General features: G+C 62.8%; 20 protein-coding genes. 10 read left to right on the top strand and 10 right to left on the bottom strand.

Going from position 1 to position 24,456, the window contains the following annotated elements; translation table 11 throughout:
* Window positions 1-75: 75 nt before the first annotated feature.
* The 3 genes from A7A09_RS06610 to A7A09_RS06600 form a co-directional block, all read right to left on the bottom strand.
* Window positions 76-1,089: a FecCD family ABC transporter permease gene (locus tag A7A09_RS06610; protein WP_106690620.1), complete on the bottom strand. Its 1,014-nt coding sequence runs from the start codon at window positions 1,087-1,089 to the stop codon at window positions 76-78.
* Window positions 1,086-1,913, bottom strand: a complete 828-nt coding sequence (locus tag A7A09_RS06605; protein ID WP_211341056.1) for an ABC transporter ATP-binding protein — start codon at window positions 1,911-1,913, stop codon at window positions 1,086-1,088. The genes A7A09_RS06610 and A7A09_RS06605 overlap by 4 nt, the downstream gene beginning before the upstream one ends.
* A gap of 191 nt (window positions 1,914-2,104) precedes the next feature.
* The gene (locus A7A09_RS06600) at window positions 2,105-4,321 is read right to left on the bottom strand and encodes a TonB-dependent receptor (protein WP_106690619.1); all 2,217 of its coding nucleotides are present in this window, start codon (window positions 4,319-4,321) and stop codon (window positions 2,105-2,107) included.
* Window positions 4,322-4,746: 425 nt separating this feature from the next.
* On the opposite strand from A7A09_RS06600, the gene A7A09_RS06595 reads away from it, so the two are divergent.
* The 10 genes from A7A09_RS06595 to A7A09_RS06550 all read left to right on the top strand — a co-directional run bounded on the left by A7A09_RS06595 (window position 4,747) and on the right by A7A09_RS06550 (window position 15,576).
* Window positions 4,747-5,676, top strand: coding sequence for a LysR family transcriptional regulator (locus A7A09_RS06595; protein ID WP_106690618.1), 930 nt, complete (start codon window positions 4,747-4,749; stop codon window positions 5,674-5,676).
* A 120-nt stretch (window positions 5,677-5,796) separates the two neighbouring features.
* The gene (locus tag A7A09_RS06590) at window positions 5,797-6,801 is read left to right on the top strand and encodes a Bug family tripartite tricarboxylate transporter substrate binding protein (RefSeq protein WP_106690617.1); all 1,005 of its coding nucleotides are present in this window, start codon (window positions 5,797-5,799) and stop codon (window positions 6,799-6,801) included.
* Window positions 6,802-6,863: 62 nt separating this feature from the next.
* Window positions 6,864-7,376, top strand: a complete 513-nt coding sequence (locus A7A09_RS06585) for a tripartite tricarboxylate transporter TctB family protein (RefSeq protein ID WP_170167032.1) — start codon at window positions 6,864-6,866, stop codon at window positions 7,374-7,376.
* Window positions 7,376-8,884, top strand: a complete 1,509-nt coding sequence (locus A7A09_RS06580; RefSeq protein ID WP_106690615.1) for a tripartite tricarboxylate transporter permease — start codon at window positions 7,376-7,378, stop codon at window positions 8,882-8,884. Before A7A09_RS06585 ends, A7A09_RS06580 begins: the two co-directional genes overlap by 1 nt.
* Window positions 8,881-10,767 (top strand): bifunctional sugar phosphate isomerase/epimerase/4-hydroxyphenylpyruvate dioxygenase family protein, encoded by a 1,887-nt coding sequence (locus A7A09_RS06575; protein ID WP_106690614.1) that lies wholly within the window; start codon window positions 8,881-8,883, stop codon window positions 10,765-10,767. Before A7A09_RS06580 ends, A7A09_RS06575 begins: the two co-directional genes overlap by 4 nt.
* Before the next feature lie 17 nt (window positions 10,768-10,784).
* Window positions 10,785-11,618 (top strand): shikimate dehydrogenase family protein, encoded by an 834-nt coding sequence (locus A7A09_RS06570; RefSeq protein WP_106690613.1) that lies wholly within the window; start codon window positions 10,785-10,787, stop codon window positions 11,616-11,618.
* A 734-nt stretch (window positions 11,619-12,352) separates the two neighbouring features.
* The gene (locus A7A09_RS06565) at window positions 12,353-13,474 is read left to right on the top strand and encodes a vWA domain-containing protein (RefSeq protein WP_106690788.1); all 1,122 of its coding nucleotides are present in this window, start codon (window positions 12,353-12,355) and stop codon (window positions 13,472-13,474) included.
* Between the two features lie 299 nt (window positions 13,475-13,773).
* Window positions 13,774-14,043, top strand: a complete 270-nt coding sequence (locus A7A09_RS22045; protein WP_366465566.1) for a putative hemolysin — start codon at window positions 13,774-13,776, stop codon at window positions 14,041-14,043.
* Window positions 14,044-14,305: 262 nt separating this feature from the next.
* Window positions 14,306-14,836 (top strand): hypothetical protein, encoded by a 531-nt coding sequence (locus A7A09_RS06555; protein WP_106690611.1) that lies wholly within the window; start codon window positions 14,306-14,308, stop codon window positions 14,834-14,836.
* A 239-nt stretch (window positions 14,837-15,075) separates the two neighbouring features.
* Complete coding sequence (locus A7A09_RS06550) at window positions 15,076-15,576, top strand: Hcp family type VI secretion system effector (RefSeq protein ID WP_106690610.1); 501 nt, start codon at window positions 15,076-15,078, stop codon at window positions 15,574-15,576.
* A gap of 234 nt (window positions 15,577-15,810) precedes the next feature.
* On the opposite strand, the gene A7A09_RS06545 is transcribed toward A7A09_RS06550, so the two are convergent.
* The 7 genes from A7A09_RS06545 to A7A09_RS06515 all read right to left on the bottom strand — a co-directional run bounded on the left by A7A09_RS06545 (window position 15,811) and on the right by A7A09_RS06515 (window position 24,390).
* Entirely contained in the window at window positions 15,811-16,365 is a 555-nt protein-coding gene (locus A7A09_RS06545; protein ID WP_106690609.1) for a sarcosine oxidase subunit gamma, read from the bottom strand.
* The gene (locus A7A09_RS06540; RefSeq protein ID WP_106690608.1) at window positions 16,358-19,294 is read right to left on the bottom strand and encodes a sarcosine oxidase subunit alpha family protein; all 2,937 of its coding nucleotides are present in this window, start codon (window positions 19,292-19,294) and stop codon (window positions 16,358-16,360) included. Before A7A09_RS06540 ends, A7A09_RS06545 begins: the two co-directional genes overlap by 8 nt.
* On the bottom strand, window positions 19,291-19,581 hold the full coding sequence (locus tag A7A09_RS06535; protein WP_106690607.1) for a sarcosine oxidase subunit delta: 291 nt from the start codon (window positions 19,579-19,581) through the stop codon (window positions 19,291-19,293). Before A7A09_RS06535 ends, A7A09_RS06540 begins: the two co-directional genes overlap by 4 nt.
* Before the next feature lie 9 nt (window positions 19,582-19,590).
* The gene (locus A7A09_RS06530; protein WP_106690606.1) at window positions 19,591-20,841 is read right to left on the bottom strand and encodes a sarcosine oxidase subunit beta family protein; all 1,251 of its coding nucleotides are present in this window, start codon (window positions 20,839-20,841) and stop codon (window positions 19,591-19,593) included.
* A gap of 160 nt (window positions 20,842-21,001) precedes the next feature.
* Window positions 21,002-22,024, bottom strand: a complete 1,023-nt coding sequence (locus tag A7A09_RS06525; protein ID WP_106690605.1) for a GlxA family transcriptional regulator — start codon at window positions 22,022-22,024, stop codon at window positions 21,002-21,004.
* 97 nt (window positions 22,025-22,121) lie between these two features.
* Window positions 22,122-23,153 carry an FAD-binding oxidoreductase gene (locus tag A7A09_RS06520; RefSeq protein ID WP_106690604.1) on the bottom strand — a complete coding sequence of 344 codons (1,032 nt, stop codon included), beginning with the start codon at window positions 23,151-23,153 and terminating at the stop codon, window positions 22,122-22,124.
* Window positions 23,154-23,157: 4 nt separating this feature from the next.
* Window positions 23,158-24,390, bottom strand: a complete 1,233-nt coding sequence (locus A7A09_RS06515) for an aromatic ring-hydroxylating oxygenase subunit alpha (RefSeq protein WP_106690603.1) — start codon at window positions 24,388-24,390, stop codon at window positions 23,158-23,160.
* Between the last annotated feature and the right edge of the window lie 66 nt (window positions 24,391-24,456).

Here is a 24,456-nt window from a genome sequence, read left to right as displayed (position 1 = left end):
CGACAAGGGCGCGGACCGGCAGGCGCAGCGCAACCGACTCGCTGCGCGAACGCAGGACGATATGCCGGGCGCCGGTCATCTGGCCTTCATGCGGACAAGCTGGATGAAGACAGGCGCGCCGACCATCGCGGTGATGATCCCGGTCGAGATCTCGCGCGGGGCGATGGCGGTTCGGGCAATGATATCGACAACCAGCAGATAGGCCGCGCCCAGCACCATCGAATAGGGCACGATCCAGCGATAATCCGAGCCCACGAACAGCCGCACCGCATGCGGGATGACCAGCCCGACAAAGCCGAGCGGTCCGGCCAGGGCGACGGCCCCTGCGGTCAGCACCACGACCGTCAGCAGCAATTGCAGCTTCAGCCAGCCGGTTCTGACGCCCAGCCCCTTGGCCACGTCGTCGCCCATCGCCAGTGCCGTCACCTGCCGAGCCAGCAGCACCGATGCCACAAGACCCGCACCGATCCATGGCGCGGTCATGGCGAAGATGTCCAGATCCCTGCCGGAAAGCGAGCCCGACAGCCATATCCGCAGGCTGTCGAAGCTTTCCTCGTCCAGAAGATGCGCGATGGCGATGAGAGCCCCAAGGAATGCCGAGATCACCGCACCGGTCAGTGTCAGGGTAAGCGGGCTGGTGCCTCCGGGAACCCAAAGGGCGATCAGCCCGACGATCAGGGCCGCGCCAAGCGCCCCGATCACGGCGATGAAGGGTATCGCGGAATAGGCGGTGACGCCCAGGAATTGCGACGCCATCACCACCGCGAAGGACGCTCCGGCCATCAGCCCAAGCAGCCCCGGATCGGCAAGAGGGTTCCGCGTGACGCCCTGCATCAGCGCTCCGGCGACCGATAGCGCGGCACCCACGCTCATCGCGGTCAGGGCGCGGGGAAGGCGTAGCTGCCAGACGATCATATGCTCGAAAGCCTTCTCATCCGGGGAAAAGATCGCTTCCAGCAATGTCGCGGGTGAAAGGGTCTTGCTGCCTACCGCGACATGCAGGGCGAAAAGCAGGAATGTCACGGCCAGTGCGCCTGACAGGGCTGCCGTCCGGCTCCGGACACCGGCCTGTTCCGCCAGAACGGTCACGCCACTTGCTCCACGGTCTTGCGTTGTGCATGGGTGCCGGTCGGCACGCAGACCAGATGCCCGGTGTCGAGGTCATGGATCACCTTGGCGTCAAGATCGAACACGTCCTTGATATGGCTGGCCGTAAAGACCTCTCCGGGCGTTCCGGCACAGGCGATACGGCCCTCTTTCATCATGACGAGGTAATCGGCATAGCTGGCGGCAAGGCTTAATTCGTGCAGAACCACAACAAGCGTGCGCCCGCGTTCATGTGCAAGCCCGGCAAGCAGTTCCATCAGATCGACCTGCACCTTCAGGTCGAGAAATGTCGTCGGCTCGTCCAGCAGCAGCAATTCCGTTTGCTGGGCAAGCGCCATGGCGATCCAGCAGCGCTGCCGCTGTCCGCCTGACAGGGAATCCACCGGCCGGTCGGCAAAGCCCGCGATATCCGCAGTTTCCATCGCATCAGTGACGGCGGCTTCGTCTTCGCTGGTCCATTGGCGCAACAATCCCTGATGCGGGAAGCGCCCCTGGGCGACCAGTTCGCGCACGGTCAGCCCTTCGGGCGCGACCGGACCCTGCGGCAGATGGCCCAGCTTGCGGGCTATTTCCCTCGTCTTGATCCGGTGAACCGACTTGCCGTCGAGCAGGACCGAGCCCGAGTTCGGGCGCAATATCCGGGCCATGGTCTTCAGCAGCGTCGATTTTCCGGAACCGTTTGCCCCGACCAGCACGGTCAGTCTTGCCGCGGGAACGGTCAGGTCGATATCGGACAGGATCGACGCACCGCCATATCCGGCAGACAAGGCCTGCGCCTCCAGGCGGATACTGTCTCGTGCGCTCAAAGCCGACTCCTGTCCGGTGCGATGATGTTGACCCGGGGATGCGACTATAGAAGTTGACTTAATCAATCAAGAATGCCGGTGTTTGAAACTGACAACTGGATTGGAAGATCTCGGTATGGCAAGGCGCGCCGCGTCGAAACACGGCACGCCCAATATCACCTGTAAAGGATCTTCACTCCCTTCAGACCAGGTCAGAACCGTTTCTCGTAGGTCATGGTGAATGTCCGTCCTCGTCCCGCGAAGAAGCGGTCATCCTTGGTTGTCACGGTCTGGGAATAATAGGTGACATATTCCTCGTCGAAGAGGTTATCGATGCCAAGGGTGAAATCTCCGACCTGCGTCTGCGCGCCGAGCGAGAGGCTGACAAGCGTATAACCGTCGAAATCCTGGCCTTCGGGCGCGGCGGGACCATCAAAATCCCGGTCGAAGAAATGCGAAGCCTGCACCCGCCCGGTCAGGGGCGTCGTCCCGATCTTCGGCAATTCCGCGGTTCCGTTCCATTCGGCGAAGAGGTTCAGGCGGTCGGGGCTCATGTTGTTGCCGCCAAGATCGGTATCGACCGAGCCGTCGCCATCGGAATCGTACCTGCCGCGAGGACGGGAATAGAGGCCGCCGATCCGCAGGCTGTCCGACATGTCATAGGCTGCCGACAATTCGAAACCCTCGATCTCGGTGCGCTCCCGCGTGGTGAAATACGCGCCACCGATTTCCTCGATACGCTCTCCCAGATCGGAATCGGACCAGAAATATGCCGCGTGAAGCGTCAGCCGCCCATCCGCGTAATCGATCCCGACCTCGCGGTTATCGGCGATGACCGGCTCCAGCTTGATCAGGTTGTCGACGTCCTGTCCCGGCTCCGAGATCCCGCGCAGGACGCGGCCCACATCGGGCATGGTGAAGCCCTTCGAATAAGAGGCATAGGCGGTCAGGCTGTCGGATAATTTGAAAGTTGCACCGAGATCGGGCAGCACCTCGTTGAACTCGGGGGATCCGCCCTTGACCCGAACTCCACCGCCGGAGGTATACAGGGTGGTATAATCGCCCACATCCAGGCGCGCATTCTCGTATCTCAGCCCACCGCTGAGCGTGATCCGGTCGTCCAGCAGTTCCTGATTGAAGTGAACGAAGGGGGCCCAGTTCTTGTATTCCATCTTGGGCACCCAGACACGCCCGGTCTGGGCCAGAACCTGTTGGGTCTGGTCGTTCAGGATGTCGATACCGGCCACGGCGGAGAAGCCGGGGATACCAAGGTCGCTATGGCTATATGTCAGTTTCAGGCCATGTTTGCGGGATTCGTTCTGCGACTGGTCGTGTAGTTCGCCGATCGGGGCGATATTGGGATCCTGGAACGTTTCAAGCCGACCGCCACCGAACAGGGCCGAAAAATCCTGATAAAAGAGCTGCGCACGCAGTTGCCCGCCATACAGGTCGTCATCGGTGTAATCCAATGAAGCCGTGGTCACGTCATTGAATGCTATGCCCCCTTCCGGGCGCCCCTTGGTCGCGCTTGCATAGCGGTTGGTCGCCCGGTCCCCGATCACGGCCATGTAATCGCCATCGCCGCGCGACCTGTAATCGTTGATCATGAGTTGCAGGTGCTGGTCGTCGCTGATCGCATAGCCCGCTTTCAGGAAGAAATCCCGGCTCAGCGAGTCGGCCATGTCGCCCTGGCTCCAGTCGAGCCCGACGATGTTATCCGCCCCGTCGTAATAGATGCCGGATTTTTCGGCGGTGATCCCGAAGGTCAGGTCCAGATCGCCGTATGTGCGCCCGGCCATGTAGATGCCCTTGTAGGAGAAGCCCTCCTTTTCCAAGTTGTCCGGCGCGGTCACCCGCAGGCGGTAGAGGCCTTCCCAGTTCTCGGATTTCGCAAGATCGCGAGTCTGCAGATTGATGATCCCGCCCAACGCGCCCATGCCCTGGATCGAGCTTGACCCGTTGACGACCTCGACGCGCTCCAGAAGATCCGGGTCGATGGTCTGGCCGTCCCGCGAGCTGTCCCGCAACGGATTGCTCTGCGGAACGCCGTCGACCAGATAAAGCGGGCTGCGTCCGCGCAGCGCCTCGCCGGAATTTGTCAGCTTCTGGCGACTCGGGGAATATCCCGGAACCAGATTTCCCAGGATCGTGGACATGTCGCCTGCAACGGCGAGCTCATTATCCAGGTTCTGTTCATCGATGATCGTGACCGCGTTGGGAACGGCCGCGACGGGATGCGACTGACGCAGCGCTTCGAGCACGATCGGATCGAGCACGATCACCTCTTCGCTGTTCGCCGGCTCGGCCAGTTGTTCCGGCACCTGCTGGCCAGCCGCCGGAGAGATCATGATTCCGCAAAGAGCCAGGAATGGCAGGGATGTCGTGTTGTGGAGGATGCGCCGGTTCGGCGAGAAGATAAGTCGAGTCATGCAGCCCCAGGCAGGTTGAGTGTCCGGAAAGCTGACTGCCTTGCCTGTATGGGCTTGGTGGCTGGCTGGATTATGCGACAACCCCGTCAGATGGGGCGTCGTGTTCTGATCCCGGCCGGTTAGCCTTGATGAATGGTCGGGTTCAACCTGATATCGTCACCAATCCGGGATCACGTGACGATTGCGCAACAGGTGATGTTGCAACTGCCGGATGATTGCCTCCGCCAAGGACCACCGTGGGCAGATCGATGTAGCAGGCTGCCTGGACCTGGGTTCAGCCCATGGTGCAAGCGCGACCCCGACCGGGATTTACCTGCGGGAAACCGGCTTCGCTGCGATCCGGATGATGATCGGCTATGGACTGCGAGGCGGGAATCTGGCCTGCTGGTTCCGGTCGAAATCAACTGCAACGGGCGGTCCGGTTCATGCATCAACTGACCTTGCGCCAGATCGAAGTCGTCCGCGCCGTGATGCTGACCGGAACCATCAGCGGCGCCGCGCGGATGCTGAACGTGTCCGCGCCCGGGATCAGCCGGCTTGTCAAGCATACCGAGGAGGCCCTGGGCCTGCGGCTTTTCGAACGGCGCGGGGGTGTCTATCTGCCGGCGGTCGAGGCCAGCGCGATCTTCGACCAGATCGGCAGGGTCTTCGGCAATGTCGAGAACCTGAACCGGGCCGTCGCCTCCATGCAGCGGGGCGAGGCGGTGGACCTGTCCTTCGCCTCGGCGCCCTCCGTCGCGCAGTTCATTGCTGCGAGGGCGGTGCGGACGGTCCGGCAGCGCTATCCGGATCTGTTCATCGACCTGAATATCCTCAAGATCGAGGAGACCATCGATTACCTGATGCTGGAACGCGGTGAATTCGTGATGATGAGCACTTCGATAGAGAATGCCGGGATCAGCAACGAGATCGCGGCCGAGGGCCGGCTGGCGGCCATCGTCCCCGAAGATCACCCGCTGGCGGGCTTCGGGCGGGTGTCGATCCATGACCTGGTGAAATACCCGATGATCGGTGTGGATCCGGACGATCCCTACGGCGCGGTCTGTGCCGCCCCGCTGCGCGAGGCCGGGCTGCCGATACGGTATTCGATGCGTGGCCGTTTCGCGCAAACTGTGGTCAGCCTTGTGCGCCACGGGCTTGGGGTGGCGGTGATCGACGAATTCTCCGTGGCGGAACTGTATATGCCCGGTGTCGTCAGGTTGCCGCTGATCGAGAATGCGCCGATCACCATCTATGTCGTGACCAAGTCGGGGCGCGTGCTTTCCGGTTTCGCCGAATACGCGATTCAGCAATTGCGGCGGGAACTGGTGCGTGCCACGGAGTCGCGTCCATGGGAGCAGCGCAAGGCAAGGTGAGGCAGGCATGTTAACATCATGTTAATGAAGGCGACGGATTTGTATTTGCCGTAAACGCATTATGGCCGGATGATGCAGCTTGGGAGTTCCGGGATTCGCCCGGAGCAAGGGAGGAGCATCATGAAGAAAACTTTTGTCAAATTCGCTGCCGTGGCGGCACTGGGCACGGCCTTGGGCACCGCGGTATTCGCGCAGGATTATCCGGGCAAGGAAATACAGGGTATCATCCAATGGGGCGCGGGCGGTTCGACCGATACGGTGATGCGGACCGTCACGCCGCATGCCGAAGAGGTTCTGGGCGGCAAGGTGGTCATGAAGAACATGACCGGCGGCGTCGGCGCGATCGCCACGAAATTCGTCTATGCGCAGAATCCCGACGGCTACACCCTGCTGATGGGGGCCGAGAACCCGCTGCTTTACAAGGTGATGGGGCTGGGCGACATTGATTATTCGGAATTCACGCCGATCAATATCCTGGCGCGGGGCGTTCCGATCCTTGTCGCCAATAATGACGCGCCCTTCGATACGTTCGACGAAATGGTCGAATATATCCAGGCCCATCCGAACGAGGTGAAATTCGGCTCGACCGGACCGGGGGGGCTGCCATCGGTGGTGACCTCGATGATCGCCTCGAAGACCGAGTTGCCGGTGACGCAGGTGCCCTATGACGGCGATGGCCCGGCCTTGACGGCGCTGCAGGGCGGCGCGGTCGATGTCATGCCCGCGGTGCTGGGCGCCGCCATCGAGGCAATCCGGGGCGGCAGGATCAAGGCGATCACGCTGATCGACAACAAGCCGACCGAGGTTCTGCCCGACCTGCCCGCCCTGGGCGAGACGCATCCGGAATATGCCGATTACTTCCCCTGGGGTCCGTTCTTCGGCGTGTTCGTCAAGAACGGCACGCCCGATGATGTCGTCGCCAAGCTGACGGAGGCCTATGCCGAGGGTGCAAAAAGCGAGGATTTCGTCAAGCTGATGGCGGATCGCGGTTACATCGTCGAAAGCCTGTCGGGGCAGGAGGCGCAGGATTTCCTGACGAAATGGCAATCGCTGACGACCTGGCTGCTACATGACGCCGGCGAAACCAAGGCGTCGCCCGAGGAATTCGGCATCCCGAAACCGTGATGGCCGCCCGCTCCGGCCTTGCTGCCGGAGCGGAACCATTCAGATCAAAGGGAGGATCGGTCATGCATGGCAATCATATCCGCAGTGCCGGCGAACTCGTCTTCAATGCCGCATTATTCGTCATCAGCCTGGTGCTGCTATGGGCATCATACGGGATTTCGGGTTTCTCATCACTCAGTTCGCCCGGGGCATTGCCGATGGCGGTGGCCTTCGTCATGGCCGTAAGCTCGGGCCTGATCCTGCTGGATTGCTGGCGCAAGGCCGAGCGTGACCGGACCCGCTTCCTGCGGGATATCCTGCCTCCGGCCGTCATCGTGATGATGCTGTTCATCACCGGCTACGCGTTGCTGCTGGTGCCCCTGGGCTTCCTGCCGGTCTCGCTGATCTTCCTGGTGCTGTCGATCCTTTATCTGCGCCGGGGCGGGGTGGTCTTTGCGGTTTCCGTGTCGCTGCTGGCGCTGATCCTCGTCTATATCGTCTTCCGGCTCGTCTTCACCGTGCTGATGCCCGCCGGGATCGTGCCCGAGGCAGAGTTTCTCGCCGCCATCGGTCAAATCTTCGGAGGAGGCCAGTGATGCAGGCGCTCGAATATTTCCTGATTCCGTGGCTGGATCTGAAACTGCTGTTCCTGGTCGCCGCAGGCACGTTCGCGGGCGTCTATGTCGGCGCCATCCCCGGCCTGTCGGTGACCATGGCGGTGTCGATCCTGATCGGCTTTACCTTTACCTGGGATGTCTATCCCGCGCTGTGCCTGATGGTCGGGATCTTCATGGGCGGCGTCTATGGCGGTTCGCGCACGGCGATCCTGCTGAACATCCCCGGCGCACCCTCGGCCATCGCCACCGCGATGGATGGCTATCCGCTGGCGCAAAAGGGGCTGGCGGGCGAGGCCATCGGGCTTTCCACGGTGATGTCCTTCGTGGGCGGGTTGATCGGCATCGTCGTGCTGGCCATCGCCGCGCCGACCGTCAGCGAATTCGCCCTGGTGTTCCAGCCGCGCGACTACATGCTGCTGGCGGTCCTGGGCATCCTGCTGGTGGGCTCGCTGTCGGGCGAAAGCCTTGTGAAAGGCATTTTCGCGGGCTCCGTGGGGCTGCTGATCGGCACGGTCGGGCTTGATCCATTGACCGCCGAGGAACGCTTCACCTTTGGATTCACCGGGCTATGGGGTGGTATCAGCTTCATCGCTGTCATGATCGGCATGTTCGGTGTTTCGGAGGCGCTGATGCAATTGCATCATGTGGACAAGGCCGCCGTAAAGCAGAAGATCAGCCGGATCGTTCCGAACTGGTCCTCGATCCGCCGGTATCTGCCGCTGTCGCTGCAGACGTCCAGCATCGGCGTTCTCATCGGGGCACTGCCGGGCACGGGCGGGGATATCGCCGCGCTCATGGCCTATGATCACGCCAAGCGCGTCACTCGCGATCCCGAGGTCCCCTTTGGTCAGGGTGCGAAAGAGGGGCTGGTCGCGCCGGAAACCGCGAATAACGCCGCGGTCGGCGGCGCCTTCATCCCGATGCTGACACTGGGTATTCCGGGCGATGCGGTCACGGCGATCATGATCGGGGCGCTTTATATCCACGGGCTGAACCCCGGTCCGATGCTGATGATCGAGCAGCCGCAGATGTTCTGGTTCATCACCGGGGCGCTGGTGCTGGCCAATATCTTCATGCTGATCTTCGGCCTGACCGGCATCCGCATCTTCACCAAGATCGTCGAGATGCCCCGCGCGGTGCTGATCCCCCTGATCCTGCTGCTGTCCATCGTCGGCGCCTATGCGGTCAACAACTCGATCAGCGATGTCTACTGGATGTTGGGCTTCGGCGTGCTGGGCTATTTCATGAAATCCTACGGCTACCAGCTTGGTCCGGTGATCCTCGGCGTGATCCTGTCGCGGCTTCTGGACGAGAACTGGCGCCGGGCGATCATATCCGAACAGGACAGCATCGCCGGTTTGTTCAAGGGCATGCTGACCAGCCCCCTGTCACTGGTGCTGCTGGCGGCGGTCGTGCTGATCTTCGTCAGCCAGACGCCGCTGTGGCGGGGCGTTCGCGGGAAGCTGGGGTTGGAGAGCAAGCCATGAAAACCTCGATCGCGACGGTTTCGATTTCGGGCAACCTGACCGAGAAACTGGCGGCGATCGCGGCCGCCGGTTTCGACGGGCTGGAGATCTTCGAGCAGGATTTCCTGCAAGACGCCGCCAGCCCGCGCGAGGTCGGGGCGATGATCCGCGATCACGGGCTGGAGATCATGCTGTATCAGCCCTTCCGCGATTTCGAGGGCCTGCCCGGGCCGTTGCGGGCCCGTGCCTTCGACCGCGCCCGGCACAAGTTCGACCTGATGGCCGAACTGGGGGCGGATCTGATGCTGATCTGCTCGTCGGTTCATCCACAGGCCATGGGGGGGATCGACCGTGCTGCCGACGACCTGGCGGAACTGGCCGGGATCGCCGCCGAGCGGGGGCTGCGGATCGGATACGAGGCGCTGGCATGGGGACGGCATGTCAGTGATCACCGCGACGCGTGGGAAATCGTCCGCCGCGCCGATCATCCGGCGCTCGGGCTGGTTCTCGACAGCTTCCACAGTCTTGGCCGCCGCATCGATCCCGATACGATCCGGCGTATTCCCGGCGACCGGATATTCTTCGTGCAGCTTGCCGATGCGCCGCAGATCGATATGGATCTGCTGTATTGGTCGCGTCATTTCCGCAATATGCCGGGCGAGGGGGATCTGCCGGTGGTGGAATTCACCCGGGCCGTCGCCGCAACCGGATATGACGGACCGCTGTCGCTCGAGATTTTCAACGACCAGTTTCGCGGCGGCAGTCCCGGCACCATAGCCCGTGACGGTCACCGCTCGCTGATCTGGCTGATGGACCAGACCCGCCGGGCCGAGCCGGCATTACGGGCCGATCTGCCGGATCTGCCTGCCAATATCGGTGTCGAGGGCGTGGAGTTCATCGAATTCGCCTCCAGCCCCTCAGAGGCTACCAATCTCGAGACGGCGCTGGCGCAGATGGGCTTTCATCGCGAGGCGCGGCATCGCAACAAGCAGGTTACGGTCTGGCGTCAGGCCGGGATCCGTATCGTGGTGAATGTCGAGGAAACCGGATTCGCGCACAGTTTTTTCCTCAATCACGGCACCGGGGTCTGCGATATCGGGCTGCGAGTCGCGGATGCGCAGGCTACCGTCACGCGGGCGCGTGCGTTGGATGCCACGTTGTTCAGCCAGCCCCCGGGGCCGGGTGAGTTGGAGATCCCGGCCATTCGCGGCGTCGGCGGCTCGATCCTCCATTTCATCGACGCGAAAAGCCGCCTTGACGAGGTGTGGCAGGTGGAGTTCACGCCGACCGGAGACCGGGCCCCCGATTTCGGCCTGACATGCGTGGATCATCTGGCCGAGACGATGGATTACGACGAGATGCTCAGTTGGAGCCTGTTCTACACCTCGATCTTCGAGATGGAACGGCGCCCGATGCTGGATGTCGCCGATCCCGACGGGTTGATCCGATCCCAGGCCATCGCCACGCCCGATCGCGGAACCCGGATTACCCTGAACGGGGCGCAGTCGCACCGGACATTGGCCGGGGGCTTTCTGACCGATTCGATGGGCTCGGCCGTGCAGCATATCGCGCTGGCGTCACGCGACATCTTCGCTTCGGCCGAGGCGATGGCGGGCGCGGGGTTCCAGACCCTGCCGATCCCCGAGAACTACTATGCCGATCTGCGCGCCCGTTACGGGCTGGACGAAGCCACAGCCGCCCGTCTGCGGCGCTGGAACATCCTTTACGAGGCTGAAGGCGAGGCCGAGTTCTTCCAGTTCTATGGCAGGCCCCTGCATTGCGGGCTGTTCTTTGAAATCGTGGAACGCCGTGGCGGATATGACGGATACGGAGCGCTGAACGCGCCGTTCCGCGTCGCCGCGCTGAAGCGCCTGACGCGCGGCAAGGATATGCCACGCAACTGATTTGCAAGGATGAACCGATGATTTCCGGCCATACTCGGGTGATCGCCCATATCGGTGTGCCGACCGAAAGCTTCAAGGCGCCGATGATCTACAATCCATGGTTCGAGGCGATGGGCATCGACACGGTGGTGGTGCCGATGGGGTGCGAAACCGCGGATTTCGCGGGCTTCCTGCCCCTGGTTGCAAGGCTGCGCAATTTCGCGGGTGCGCTTGTCACCATGCCGCACAAGGTCGCGACCGTCGATCTGCTTGACGAGGCCAGCACCGCCGTCCGCATCTGCGGTGCCTGCAATGCCGTTCGTCGCGATCCCGACGGGCGGTTGATCGGTGACATGTTCGACGGCGAGGGTTTCGTTCGCGGTGCCATTCGCAAGGGATGCGAGGTGGCGGGGGCGTCGGTACTCGTGGTCGGAACGGGCGGTGTCGGTTCGGCCATTGCGGCGTCGCTGGCCGGGGCAGGGGCGGCACGGTTGGACCTGTACGACATCAACCCCGCCTCGGCCGAACGGCTGGCCTCCAGCCTGCGCAAGGCCTATCCGGAAATCGAGGTCACGACAGGCGTCAACGATCCCGCGGGGCGGGAGATTGTCGTGAACGCCACCCCGATGGGGATGCAGGAAGGCGATCCGATGCCCCTGGACGTGACGCGTCTCGATCCGGGCAGTTTCGTCGGCGAGGTGGTCATGAAGCGCGAGGAAACCGCTTTCCTGGCCGCCGCGAGGGGCAGGGGTTGCCGGGTCCAGATCGGCACCGACATGCTGTTCGAACAAATTCCCGCATATCTGGAGTTCTTCGGCTATCCGACGACAACGGCAGAGGAACTGCGCCAACTGGCGACGATCCGGTATTGAGTGGGTTCACCGGGATAGGGATGGCAGGGCGAAGGCCGGTGCCGCTCCGAGGACGAGACGGCATCTCTCTCGGCACCCGGTTTGCGAACCGGGACTGTCCATCGACTCATTGCAGCGGACAACCCAAGAAATCCGGTTGCGGGCCATTCTCGGGGCAATACGGTTCCTGCCGGGGAAACCCGATGCTGTGGCCGGACAGATTGATGAGAAAACCGCCATTCGCCCAGCCCCATTCCCCCTCGCCGAAGCTTCTGAATAAGCGTCGCAGCTTTTTCCGAGATAGATGGTTTCCTTGCCGGTCAGATGCCTGGTTGCCGCGCCCTGACCGATGAAACGCGTGACCGGGTTCCGGGATTCCAGGATGATCCCGTTGTCGTTGCATAGGCCGTCATAGACATGTCCCTCGCCCGAGACATAGCCACGGCAGGCGAGGCCATGAGAAGAAGGGCGGACATCGTCATAAGGCGCATGGTCGCTTCCCTCGATTGAAACGCGACATCGTCGCGCCGGTTGGGCGGCGTCCCTGCTCGTGACGGTCGCAGGGCGGGGCCGGAATGGCTGCAGTCATATTCGTGACGGCTCCTGGTTCAGGCGGGGCAGCAGAAACGTGACTTCCACCCATTAACCATCACGATCACAATCTTTTCAAGAGTTTGTCTTCCGATGATCCGAACCATCGCTTTCATGGACGGATCAGGCATGGCATCATGAACGCATTTGAAACGGAGGAAATTATGCGCCAGATCATCCGGAATACCGTATTCGCCCTGTCAACACTTGTGCTCGCTCCTGCCGGCGCGCTGGCGCAGCAGGATCAGTCCGCAACGGAGCAAACCGGATCGCAGCAGGTGCAGGTCGCCTTCGTGCTGGACACGACCGGCTCCATGGCGGATCTGATCGAGGGGGCGAAACAGAAGATCTGGTCGATCGCCAACACGATCCTCGATGTGAATCCCGATGCTGATATCAGCATGGCCCTGATCGGATATCGCGACCGGGGCGACGAATATGTCGTCAAGCCCCATCCCCTGACGCGCGATGTGCAGGGGCTCTATTCGAAGCTTCGCCGTTTCAACGCAGACGGCGGGGGCGATACCCCGGAATCCGTGAACGAGGCGCTCGACGCCGCCGTGCGCGGCCAGGACTGGGCCGAGGGCGATCACGTCCGCCGCATCATCTTCCTTGTCGGTGATGCGCCTCCGCATATGGATTACGCCAACGCGCCCCGCTATGCCGAGGTGATCGCCGCCGCGCGCGACAAGGGCATCATCGTCAACACGATCCAGGCGGGAAGCGATCCCGAAACCCGGGAATACTGGCAGGAGATGGCCCGGTTGGGCGGCGGGCGATATCATCCGATCCCGCAGGATGGCGGCCAGGTCGTGCAGATCCAGACCCCCTATGACGACCAGATCAACCAGATCCAGCTTCGTATCGACGCGACGGTGGTCCCCTACGGTTCCTCGGCCAAGCAATCGGAGCTGGAGGACAAGATCGCCGAACGTGCCGAGGCACCCGCTTCGGTCCGGGCAGACAATTCGAGCTTTTATGCCAAGAAGACCGGGCGCGAGGTCGTGACGGGCGGGGGCGATCTGGTTGCCGCTATCGACAATGGCAGTATCACGCTGGACGGAGTGGCGGAGGCGGAACTGCCCCCCGCGCTGCGCGGCATGAGCACCGAGGAACGGGCGGCCCATCTTCAGCAGAAGCTCGAGGAGCGCCGGGAACTGGAAACCGAACTGGCCGGTCTTGTCGACAAGCGCGATACGTTCATCGCAGAGCAAGGCGCGGATGCGGATGACCAGAGCAGCTTCGACAAGTCGGTTCGCGTATTGTTGAAAGAGCAACTGAACTGACCCCGTCCCTATGGCACGTCCGGCCTTTCGTCGTCTTTGCGGGGCAGGGCCGCCATGGCCGTGGATTCCATTGCGATCTGCGGATATGTCAGGCGGATTGGCAAAACCTACCGGGATCGAAAATGCTCAAGACAGCCTTTACGCTCGCCATATGCCTGACGCTTGTCGGATGTGTTGATCCCGGTGATGATCTGCCGCCCCCCGTTACCGAATGCCAGCCGCCTGATCCCGTGACCAAGGTGCAGCAATGCGGATAGCCTCGGTCGAAGGACGGCTGGCTGACCGGACCGGCGCAGCCCATGCCTGATCGGCAAAGGGTGTGCCCGAAGCGAATGGAAGATGTGATGATGATACGGACGACAATGGTTGCGGCATGCCTGCTTCTGGCGGCATGCAAACAGGAACCCACGGCAATCGGCATGCCCAATCCCGCATCGCTTCATTGCATCAACCAGCGCGGAGTTGTGGAGCTTCGCGACGAAGAGCGGGGTACGGTCGGATACTGCCATCTTCCCGATGGCCGCGTGGTCGATGAATGGAAGCTGTATCGATCTGCCCAAGCGGGATAGTCCGGCAGCCATGCGCGCGGCGCGGCAGATGATCCCATGACCGGGCAGATCCGCCGGAAAGACGATGCCCCGCTCACCTGCGCCATCGTCATCCCGTCGAGAAGCGTTACATCGACCACTGCCGGTATGATGCCCGAAAAACGCGAATAATCATGCGTGTATCGCGGATTTCTAACATTATCCCTTGCAGGTCGGGACATCCATGCCTAGGTCATTTCCGTAACCCACCGGCAGCGACAACAGAATAATCGGGCATGCTGCGATGCGATTCCTGCTGACATTCCATTCCGGGGCGGCCGGCCAGTGGCGCTGCCTCGATACCGCACTTCTTCCCGCGTTTCGCTCGGGACGGGCGGAGGATCTGCCCAGCGCCCTGCACGCCGCGCCGGATCTGGTCATGCGCTGGTTGCTCGGGCGCTACGAGATCGCGAATGTCATGGTGCCAGCGGCGGGAAACCGGTCACGGGCGCCGGGACCGGATGGTCCGATCGCGGTATATGCGCTTGATCCCGGGCGATCCGTGATTGGTCTCGAACAGGAATATCACGGCGCCTGGCTGGAGATGTTCCTGCAGCAAAACCGGCCGCTTGGATTTATCGCCGCCCGCAAGGCACAGGCCGTGTCGGCGATGGAGGCGCTTGCCTCGCTGGAGGAACGGGCGGCCCGGCCTCTGAATGCCGCCGATCCGGCCTGCCGCGAGACAACGGGCCGGATGGCCGATCAACAGCGGATTCTGGACAAGCTGCGCAATGGCGGCGCCGATGGGGCAACGGCGATGGAGGAGGAAGCCTGAGGCCCGAGTTGCCGGTCTCGGCCGTGCCGTGCTGCCTGGCTTGTCGATATCGGGACCGTCTGCCGCGATCGGGTATCGAACCGATACGCGAACAGGCCACTGGAACTACAGCCATGCCCAGACCGCTTTTTCTTGCCATATTCGAGCAAGGTTGACGTTAGGTCAGACTGGAGAAAAGCGCGGATTTTGATTATAGGAACAATAGTTTTTACTCGGCATTGCAACAGAGGATTAATTTAATGGCTGTCGATATTTTCCTGAAACTCTCGAACAATATCCGTGGCGAATCGCAGGACGAAACGCATCGCGACGAAATTGACGTGCTGGCCTGGAACTGGGGCCTGACCCAATCCGGCACCACGCATATCGGCTCGGGCGGCGGTGGCGGCAAGGTCAATGTCCAGGACATCACGCTGACCAAATATGTCGACCTGGCCACCTCGGACCTGATCAAGCGCTCCACCTCGGGCGAACATATCGAAAGCGGCGAATTGATCGTCCGCAAATCGGGCGGTGCGGCTCCGATCGAGTATTTCCGGATCAAGCTGGAAAATCTCATGATCACCAGCTACAACACCGGCGGTGCGAAAGACGGCCTGGACCGTATCCAGGAAACCGTGACGCTGAACTTCCGCAAGTTCGAGGTGCTTTACACCCTGCAGGAAGAATCCGGCGCGGCCGGTGCCGAATCCACGGCTGGCTGGGATATCGCCGAGAACAAGGAATGGGGCGTCGCGTAAAACGCGCGCTTCTTGAACCATGCGGCATGAATAGCGCTGGCCCCGTTTCGCGGCCAGCGCTATTCATGTTTTTGGCGATCTCTGCCGGGACTCGGGCATTGGCGATATGACTGCGCGAACCCAAGTCCCCGGGGGACGACGGGTCCGAACAGAACCTGCAACGATATGCGCGCCGGTCAGGGGCGCTGCTGCGAGGATATCGCGAATAGCAGGCCAATCTGCCCGAATACGGCTTCAGCCCAGTCCCTTCGCCGTTTCTTCCAGCACGTGCCAGAGTTCGCTTGCGGTGCTGCGCATGGTCATGATGGCAAGCCTGTCTCCGCTGCGGCGGATGAGAAAGACGCTCATGTGATGCAGCCCGGTGCGGGTGGCGCTGCCGGGGCCGAAGGCGGCCACATCCAGATTGACGAGCTTCTCCATCATCGCCCGGATCGGAGCGTCGCCGCTCTCTGATACGATTTCGAAAACGGTCCAGCCATCGGTCTGCTCGGTGATCGAACAGCCCGCCGCATGGGCCGTGAGATCGGCTGCGAAATCCTCGATGGCGCGGTTTTCCGCCTCGATCATCCATTGATCGGGGCCGGTCCAGAAGGCGGCCACCCCATGCCCCGCAGCCCATTTGCCCGGACCGGGCAGTTCCAACCCCATCGGCATGGGCCGCGATGCCCCCCGGCGCAAGGCCAGCGAGGCAAGCGCCGCCGCGGGATTCTCGGAAATCCGCAACGGACCAAACTGTTGCTTGGCGGGCTTGTCCGCGCCAAGAGCGGTGATCGGTGTCAGGTCAGTCACGCAGGCGTCCTCCATCTGGATCGACAAAATGGGCCGAGACGACGCGCAATGCGACCTGCTGCCCGTCGAGCGGATTGGCGGCGGTAATGACTTCTCCGATGCGCTCGTCGCCATGGGCCAGGAACCCCAGCCCGATATGCGCGCCGATATGAGGCGAGTAACCGGCAGAGCTGATCCAACCCTGATCGGTGGCCATGCTCTGCGCCGCGCCCTCGGTGAACAGATGCGCCCCTGCAACCACCGGCTGTGCTGGATCGACTGGCTGCAACCCGACCAGCCGCCGCGTTTCGGCGGCCAACCCCTCGCGCCGGGACATCACCGCGCCGATACTGTCCTTCTTGGTCGAGACCATCCGGCCCATGCCCAGCATCTGCGGACTGGTCTGACCGTTCAGCTCGTTACCGGCGGCATGACCCTTTTCGATCCGCATGACGCCGAGCGCCTCGGTTCCGTAGGGGGTCGCGCCCAGATCCTTTCCCGTCTTGACCAGCCGTTGCATCAGCGCATGGCCAAATCGCGCCGGCACCGCGACCTCATAGGCCAGTTCGCCCGAAAACGAGATCCGGAACAGCCGGGCCCTGAGCCCGCCGCAGATCGTCAGGCTGGCGCAGGCCATGAAGGGGAAGGCCTCGTTCGAGATATTGAAACCCTCGTCCACGATCCGCTCCAGCAGCCGCCGCGCATTCGGACCGGCGACCGCGATCTGCGCCCAGGCATCCGTGGTCGAGATCAGTTGCACATCCATGTCCGGCCACAGGCATTGCCGGGCGAATTCCATGTGGCGATAGACGGGCCCGGCCTGCGCCGTCGTGGTAGTGACGACGTAATGATCCTCGGCCAGCCGCGCGCAGGTGCCGTCATCCCAAGCGATACCGTCCTCGCGCAGCATCAGGCCATAGCGGACCATCCCGACCTTCAGCGTCTTCATGCCGTTGCAGTAAAGCCGGTTCAGGAACTCCCCGGCATCCGCGCCCTGCACATCGACCTTGCCAAGCGTGGTCACGTCGCAGATGCCAACGCCCTTGCGGGTGGCCAGAACCTCGCGGTCGACCGTTTCGCGCCAATGCGTCTCGCCGGGGCGGGGGAAATACTGCGCCCGCATCCACGGTCCGACCTCGACGAATACCGCGCCCTGCGATTTGGCCCAGTGATGGGTCGGTGTCAGGCGGCGGGGGCGGAAATGCTCGGCCGTGTTGCCGCCGCCCAGGACCGACAACGATACGCCTGTATAGGGCGGGCGGAAGATCGTGGTGCCGGTCTCGGGGATTGATTTGCCGGTCAGTTCCGACATGACGGCCAGCGCGGTGACATTCGCCGTCTTGCCCTGATCGGTCGCCATGCCAAGCGTCGTCCAGCGCTTCAGATGCTCGACCGGGCGCATGTTCTCCTGATGGGCCAGCTTGATGTCCTTGACCGTGACATCGTTCTGGAAATCCACCCAGGCCCGGCCCTTGCCGGGCACATGCCAGAGCGCTTGCGGCTTCGATACCGCGTCCTCGGCCTGCGGCAATTCGGGCATCATGGCCTTGAGGTCCAGTTCGGCAAGCGCTTGGGCCGCAGCTTCCGCGCCGGAACGCAAGGCGGCGGCTGTGCTCCCCTGACCATTGGCGGCCCCTGCGGCGATCAGACCCGGCGGTCCGTCCTTGGCCGGAACAAAGCTTTGCAGCGTCTCGTCCCAGACCGGTCGGCCACGGTGATGCGAGGCCAGGTGCAGGTTCGGGTTCCACCCCCCCGAAATCCCGAGCGCGCCGCAATCGATCCACTGGCTGCGCCCGTTTTGCCTGACCTCGATCTTGGTCAGGCCGAGACGGCCCTTGGCATTGCTGACCAAGCCTCCGGCAAAGATCGGGTAGTCGCCCAGGGCCTTTGCATCCGTGCGGCTGTCGATAACACCCGCGATCTCGATCCCCTTGGCGGCAAGATCGATGGCAGTGCGATGGCCATCGTCGTTATTGGTAAAGATAGCCACCCGCTCGGCGGGGCTGACAGCCCAACGATTGGCAAAGGCGCGCATGGCGCCCGCCAGCATGATGCCCGGGCGGTCATTATTGGCGAAGGGAATATGCCGCTCGATGGCGCCTGCCGCCAGAACCGCGCGTTTCGCCGTGATCCGCCACAATGTTTGACGCGGCTTGCCGCCCGGCTCGGGCAGGTGATCCGCGACCCGCTCGACCGCGCCATAGATGCCGTGATCGAAGGCCCCGAAGACGGTGGTGCGGCGCATGATGCGCAGGTTGGGCAGGCTGGCAAGTTCCTCTTCAACCCCGGCCACCCATTCGGTGGCGGGTTCATCACCCAGCAGATGCGTCTCGGCCAGCAACCGGCCCCCAAGGCGGAAATCCTCGTCTGCCAGGATCACCTGTGCACCCGAGCGCGCCGCTGTCAGCGCTGCCGCAAGACCTGCCGCGCCGCCGCCGATCACCAGCAGGTCGCAATGCAGGAAGCCCTTGTCATAGGCATCCGGATCTGCCTGCATGGACAGGCTGCCCAACCCCGCCGCCCGGCGGATCGCGGGCTCATACAGCTTTTCCCAGAAGGCGCGGGGCCACATGAAGGTCTTGTAATAGAACCCCGCCGCGAAGAAGGGCGACAGAAGATCGTTCATCGCCAACAGGTCGAAGCTGAGCGAGCCGATGCGGTTCTGGCTCCGGGCGCTCAGCCCGTCATACAGCTCGGCCACTGTGGCGCGGGTATTGGGCTCCAGCCGCGCGCCGCTGCGCAGTTCGACCAGTGCGTTGGGCTCTTCGGACCCGGCCGCGATCAGTCCCCGTGGGCGGTGATACTTGAAGCTGCGCCCCATCAGCCGCACATTATTGGCCAAGAGCGCCGAAGCGAGCGTGTCGCCCGGATGGCCGGAAAATGTCCGTCCGTCAAAGGTAAAGGACAGGCTGCGCGAACGGTCGATCAATCCGCCGGAAAGCCGGGTCATGCCGCACCTCCCTTTCCGCGCAGCGCCACGTCGCGGGCAAGCTCTGCGCCCAGGATCTCATGCGTAACGGTGTCGCGCGTCACGACCAGCCAGGACCGGTCGCCCTGTTCGTGAAACCACAACTCGCGATGCACACCCGCCGGGTTGTCGCGCAGATAGACGTAATCGGCGAACGCAGCCTCGGCACCCTCGGCCATTCCGTCGGGGCGCTCGATCAGCCTTGCATCGCCCAGATAGGTGAATTCCTGCGCGTCGCGAAGGCCAAGCAGGGGATGGGGAATCAGCATGTCTTGACCTCAATGCAGGTTCGGCGCGGCGCCCACGCCTTTTTCGTCGATGACATGACCGCGTGCGAAACGGTCGAGGCGGTAACCACGGGCGGTGTCATGCGGGGCATCCCTGGCCAGCAGATGCGCGAAGGCATAACCGCTGGCAGGCGTCGCCTTGAAGCCGCCATAGCACCAGCCGGCATTCAGGTAGAGCCCCTCGACATGCGTGCGGTCGATGATCGGAGAGCCGTCCATGGACATGTCCATGATCCCGCCCCATGACCGCAGCAGCCGCGCCCTGCCGATCATCGGCATCAGGGCCATGCCGCCTTCGGCCACGTCCTCGACCACCGGCAGGTTGCCGCGTTGGGCATAGGAATTGTAGCCGTCGATATCGCCGCCAAAGACCAGCCCGCCCTTGTCCGACTGGCTGACATAGAAATGCCCCGCGCCGAATGTGATCACGCCCGGAATGACCGGTTTCAGCCCCTCGGTGACAAAGGCCTGCAACACGTGGCTTTCGATCGGCAGGCGCATCCCCGCCATCTGCATGACACGCCCCGTGGATCCGGCCACGGCAACCCCGACCTTCTTCGCACCGATGTAACCGCGAGAGGTCTCGACACCCCGAATGCGGCCATCCTCGATCCGGAAACCGGTGACTTCGCAATTCTGGATCAGATCGACCCCGCGCCTGTCGGCACCGCGGGCATAGCCCCAGGCTACCCCGTCATGCCTGACCGTGCCGCCCCGGCGCTGCAGCAACCCGCCCTTGATCGGGAAGCGGGCATTGTCGAAATTCAGGAAAGGTGCCATCGCCCGGACCCCGGCCGTATCCAGCAGTTCGGCATCCGCACCCGCCAGCAGCATCGCATTACCCCGGCGGCGGAAGGCATCCCGCTGTGCGTCACTGTGATACAGGTTCAGCACACCGCGCTGGCTGATCATGGCGTTGAAGTTGAACTCCTGCTCCAGCCCTTCCCACAATTTCATCGAGAATTCATAGAAGGGCTCGTTCCCCGGCAGCAGGTAGTTCGAGCGGATGATTGTCGTGTTCCGGCCGATATTCCCCTGCCCGAGCCAGCCCTTCTCCAGAACCGCGATACGCGCCTGCCCGAAGGTGCGGGCGAGGTAATAGGCCGTCGCCAGCCCATGCCCGCCGCCGCCGATAATGACATAGTCATAGGATGGTTGCGGATCGGGATTGCGCCAGAGCGGTTTCCATCCCTTGTGCCCTGTCAGGGCCTCCTTGATGACGCGAAAGCCGGAAAAATGCATCGCATGGCACTCCTTGTTCCGTTCCAATCTGGCACAGCAATGGGGATGGAATGTGCCTGAAACAGACATTCTCTTGCCTGGACAGGCCATGTGCGCCCTTCAAAGGAAGCAGGCGGGATGGATTCCAAACTTCTGATTCCACCCCTATGGCAAGAGCGATCTACGGCTGACCCTGCGCATCGGAGGCGAGCGGGCCGCGATGATATTGCGAGCGCAAGAGTCGGGCACGCGCGCGTAATTCCGTCGGGCGGGTCTTGTTGAATTCCTTGAACCATTTCGAGAAATGGGAAGTCGAGGCGAAACCCGACGCGACGGCAATATCCATGATCGGCTTTCCGGTATAGAGAAGCATCTCGCGCGCCCGATCCACGCGCAGCGAGATGTAATAGCGCACCGGGGTCATCCCCAGATGCAGGCGGAACAAGCGCTCAAGCTGCCTTGCGCTCAGGCAGACCTCTTCGGCCAGCTCCTCGATCGGCACCGGAATTTCCAGGTTCTGCCGCATCAGCCGGATGACCCTTTGCAGGGGTTGGGGCAGGGCGGTCATCTGCTGCTCCCTGCCGCCCTGCTGATCCTCGTTCGCCTCGCGAATCCGCTCGTGGTGGAACTGGTTGGCGACGGCCTGCGCAAGATCGGCCCCGTGCCGGTCGGCGATGATCTGCAACATCAGGTCCATGGCCGCCGTCCCGCCCGAGCAGGTCAGCCGGTTCCGGTCGATCTCGAACAATGTGCAGGTCATCTCGAGATGCGGAAAATCCTCTTCGAAGGCCGTCCGGTTTTCCCAGTGGATGGTGCAGCGATAGCCGTCCAGCAGCCCCGCCTGCGCCATGAGATAGCTGGCGGTGGAGAGGGCGCCAAGCGCCAGCCCGCTGCGCGCCGCCCGCCGCATCGCCGCCAGGTATGGCCGCTCGTCCGGCGGCTCCAGCCGGACCCCGCCGCACAGAAAGATCGCGTGATTGCGTTCCAGCGCCTGATCCAATGTAACCGCCTGAAAGGGCAGCCCGTTCGAGGCCAGAACGGGCGATCCGTCAAGGCTGCAGAGGTCCCACCGGAACGCTTCGCGCCCCAACAGGCGATTGGCCGCCCGCAGGGGTTCCGTCGCCGAGGCAAGGCTCATCATCGATTGCCCGTCGAGCATCAGAAAGGCGAAACACAGGGGTTCCCTGATCTCATGGTAAAACATTGGCGGTCCCTGATGGCATTGCGCCATGATTGATCGGACGCCGTACCGGCTTCAAGAGATCTTTCAAGCCGTCACCCCCCGGGCAACCCGAACACCGCTATTCCAGGGCAATCTCGACATCCGAGACCGCACGGCTCGAACAGGCGAGGATATAGCCCTGCTCTGCCTCTTCTGCGGTCAGCCCACCATTGGGCCGGGCATCGACATCGCCCGACACCAGCCTGACCATGCAGGTCCCGCACATGCCCTCGCCGCAGCCGCAGGGGATGACGACGCCTTGACGCAAGCTGGCTTGCAGGACCGTCTCGGCCGGACGGATATGCAGGTCGCGACCATTCACCTTCAGCAGATGGGCGGGGCCGCCCGTTTCAACCGGTTCGGGTGCAACAGGGGTGACGGGAGTCTCGGTGCCAAAGCTCTCGGTATGGAATTGCGCCTTCGCGCCGCCTTCTGCCGCGTGGATCAGCCGCGCCTCCTGCATGAAACCGCCGGGACCGCAGCAGAACACCTCTCGGCGACCGAAATCCGGCACAGCCGCTGCGAGAAGCCCACGGCGGATGCGGCCATGATACCCGAACCAGCCCGGAGCGGGCCGCGTCACCGTCACGGCCACGCTCAACCGGGGCATCCGGCGCTGCAACTCGGTCAGTTCGGACGTGAACAGCATTTCGGACGGATCGCGCGCGGCATGGAACCAGGCCAGATCGGCCTCCGGCTCGCTCTCGGCCAGGTCACGCAGCATAGCCATCATCGGCGTCGCGCCCGACCCGCCCGAGACGAAGGCCAGTTTCTCATTGCTTCGAAGCGCCAGCGTAAAGGTGCCACGCGGCGGGCGCGCCTCGATGACATCGCCTTCGCGGAAATGGTCATGCAGCCAGCGGGTCGCGCCGCCTGCCGCCTGCGCCTTGATGGTCAGGTGAAGATCACCCCCGCCCCCGCCCGAGATGGTAAAGCTGCGCCAGAGCGGACCATCGGGCATCGGCACTTTCAGCACCAGCGCCTGCCCCGGCACGAAGCTGACCGGCCCCGACCGCGCGCGCAGGCGGAAGGTCTTGATCGTCGGCGTCTCCTGACGGATCGCGATGCAGGACAGGGGCATCAGGCCCGTAGCGATTGCTTGCGTATCCACGCCCCTACTCCGCTGCTACCGCCCTGTGCGGGGTGCCGACATAGTCGCCCATCTTGCCCGCATACCAATCGGTGAAATGGGTCAGCATGAATTCCGACGGTGCATAGGGACCCGGCCGATAGGCGCGCGACAGAACCCCCCGGTGATTGTTCTCGGCCAGCATTCCGTCCTCGCTATTGGTCGCCATCCACACCTCGGTCAGATGCTCGACATCGTAATCCACGCCTTCGACCGCATCCTCGTGAACCAGCCAGGTTGTGCGCAGCTCCGTCCGGTTCGCCGAGATCGGCAGGACGCGGAAATGGATGATGTGATCGGACAGGAAATGGTTCCAGTTATGCGGCACGCGGAACATGCGGACCGAGCCCAGATCCTGCTCGGTGAAATCACCCAGCAGCTTGTTGCAGGCCGGTTTTCCATCCGTCGTGAAGGACACCGTATTTTCGTTGAAGGGCAGGCGGATGCAGCGGAACTCGATCCCGCCATCGGCGGGCTTGTGGGGTAATTCCAGTGCATCCCATCGTGCGGTCGAGCGATCCATCAGCCCCTGGAACTGGGTCTTTGCCTGCGGATCGTCCGGTAGGGCGAATTCGACCATTGAGACCAGCAGTTCGGGATGGTTCGCCGCGCAGTGATAGCATTCGCGGTTATTCTCGATCACCAGTTTCCAGTTCGCCTCTTCGACAATGGTCGAGGTGAATGCAACCTTGGTGCGGTCGGGCATATGCGGGGCGATATAGGGAGTGACACCCGCCCTGAAACGCTCCAGCGACGGCGGCTCGTCGGCAAGGCAGATATAGACCATGCCGCAGATCACCTCAACATGCACAGGCGCGAGGCTATAGGCGCTGGTATCGAAACCCTCGGGCATCTGCCGGGCATTGATCAGGCTGCCGTCCAACTCGTAGACCCATTGGTGATAGGGGCAGACCAGCCGATTGGCGCGGCCCCTTTCCTTCAGGCAGATCTGCGAGCCGCGATGCCGGCAGGTATTGTGGAAGGCCACGACCTCGCCCTCGCGGTTGCGCAGCACCACGATCGGGTTGTGACCAACCCGCAATGTCAGGTAATCGCCGGGGCGCGGAATCTCGACCGTGCTGCAGGCGAAAAGCCAGTCGGTTTCGAACACGGCCTCGATATCGGCCTGGAAGACCTGTTCGTCCACATAAAAATCGCGGGGAAGCGAGTGGCCGGAAAGCCGCTGGTCCAGCAGCCCTGCAATTCGTTCCTTCAGCATCCCTGATGCCTCCTGAATGTCCAATCGCGGGCGAGGCCCCGCTTCTCGATGCCCTCCATCCTGACG

The sequence above is a fragment of the Paracoccus methylarcula genome (assembly GCF_003007735.2).
GTDB lineage: Bacteria > Pseudomonadota > Alphaproteobacteria > Rhodobacterales > Rhodobacteraceae > Paracoccus > Paracoccus methylarcula.
This window is presented reverse-complemented; position numbering and strand designations above follow the sequence as displayed.

Excerpts from the sequence above, each read along its gene's own strand:
- A7A09_RS06600 (WP_106690619.1), bottom strand. The coding sequence starts at position 4,321 with ATGACTCGACTTATCTTCTCGCCGAACCGGCGCATCCTCCACAACACG.
- A7A09_RS06595 (WP_106690618.1), top strand. The coding sequence starts at position 4,747 with ATGCATCAACTGACCTTGCGCCAGATCGAAGTCGTCCGCGCCGTGATG.
- A7A09_RS06590 (WP_106690617.1), top strand. The coding sequence starts at position 5,797 with ATGAAGAAAACTTTTGTCAAATTCGCTGCCGTGGCGGCACTGGGCACG.
- A7A09_RS06585 (WP_170167032.1), top strand. The coding sequence starts at position 6,864 with ATGCATGGCAATCATATCCGCAGTGCCGGCGAACTCGTCTTCAATGCC.
- A7A09_RS06580 (WP_106690615.1), top strand. The coding sequence starts at position 7,376 with ATGCAGGCGCTCGAATATTTCCTGATTCCGTGGCTGGATCTGAAACTG.
- A7A09_RS06575 (WP_106690614.1), top strand. The coding sequence starts at position 8,881 with ATGAAAACCTCGATCGCGACGGTTTCGATTTCGGGCAACCTGACCGAG.
- A7A09_RS06570 (WP_106690613.1), top strand. The coding sequence starts at position 10,785 with ATGATTTCCGGCCATACTCGGGTGATCGCCCATATCGGTGTGCCGACC.
- A7A09_RS06565 (WP_106690788.1), top strand. The coding sequence starts at position 12,353 with ATGCGCCAGATCATCCGGAATACCGTATTCGCCCTGTCAACACTTGTG.
- A7A09_RS22045 (WP_366465566.1), top strand. The coding sequence starts at position 13,774 with ATGCCTGATCGGCAAAGGGTGTGCCCGAAGCGAATGGAAGATGTGATG.
- A7A09_RS06555 (WP_106690611.1), top strand. The coding sequence starts at position 14,306 with ATGCGATTCCTGCTGACATTCCATTCCGGGGCGGCCGGCCAGTGGCGC.
- A7A09_RS06550 (WP_106690610.1), top strand. The coding sequence starts at position 15,076 with ATGGCTGTCGATATTTTCCTGAAACTCTCGAACAATATCCGTGGCGAA.
- A7A09_RS06540 (WP_106690608.1), bottom strand. The coding sequence starts at position 19,294 with ATGACCCGGCTTTCCGGCGGATTGATCGACCGTTCGCGCAGCCTGTCC.
- A7A09_RS06535 (WP_106690607.1), bottom strand. The coding sequence starts at position 19,581 with ATGCTGATTCCCCATCCCCTGCTTGGCCTTCGCGACGCGCAGGAATTC.
- A7A09_RS06530 (WP_106690606.1), bottom strand. The coding sequence starts at position 20,841 with ATGCATTTTTCCGGCTTTCGCGTCATCAAGGAGGCCCTGACAGGGCAC.
- A7A09_RS06525 (WP_106690605.1), bottom strand. The coding sequence starts at position 22,024 with ATGTTTTACCATGAGATCAGGGAACCCCTGTGTTTCGCCTTTCTGATG.
- A7A09_RS06515 (WP_106690603.1), bottom strand. The coding sequence starts at position 24,390 with ATGCTGAAGGAACGAATTGCAGGGCTGCTGGACCAGCGGCTTTCCGGC.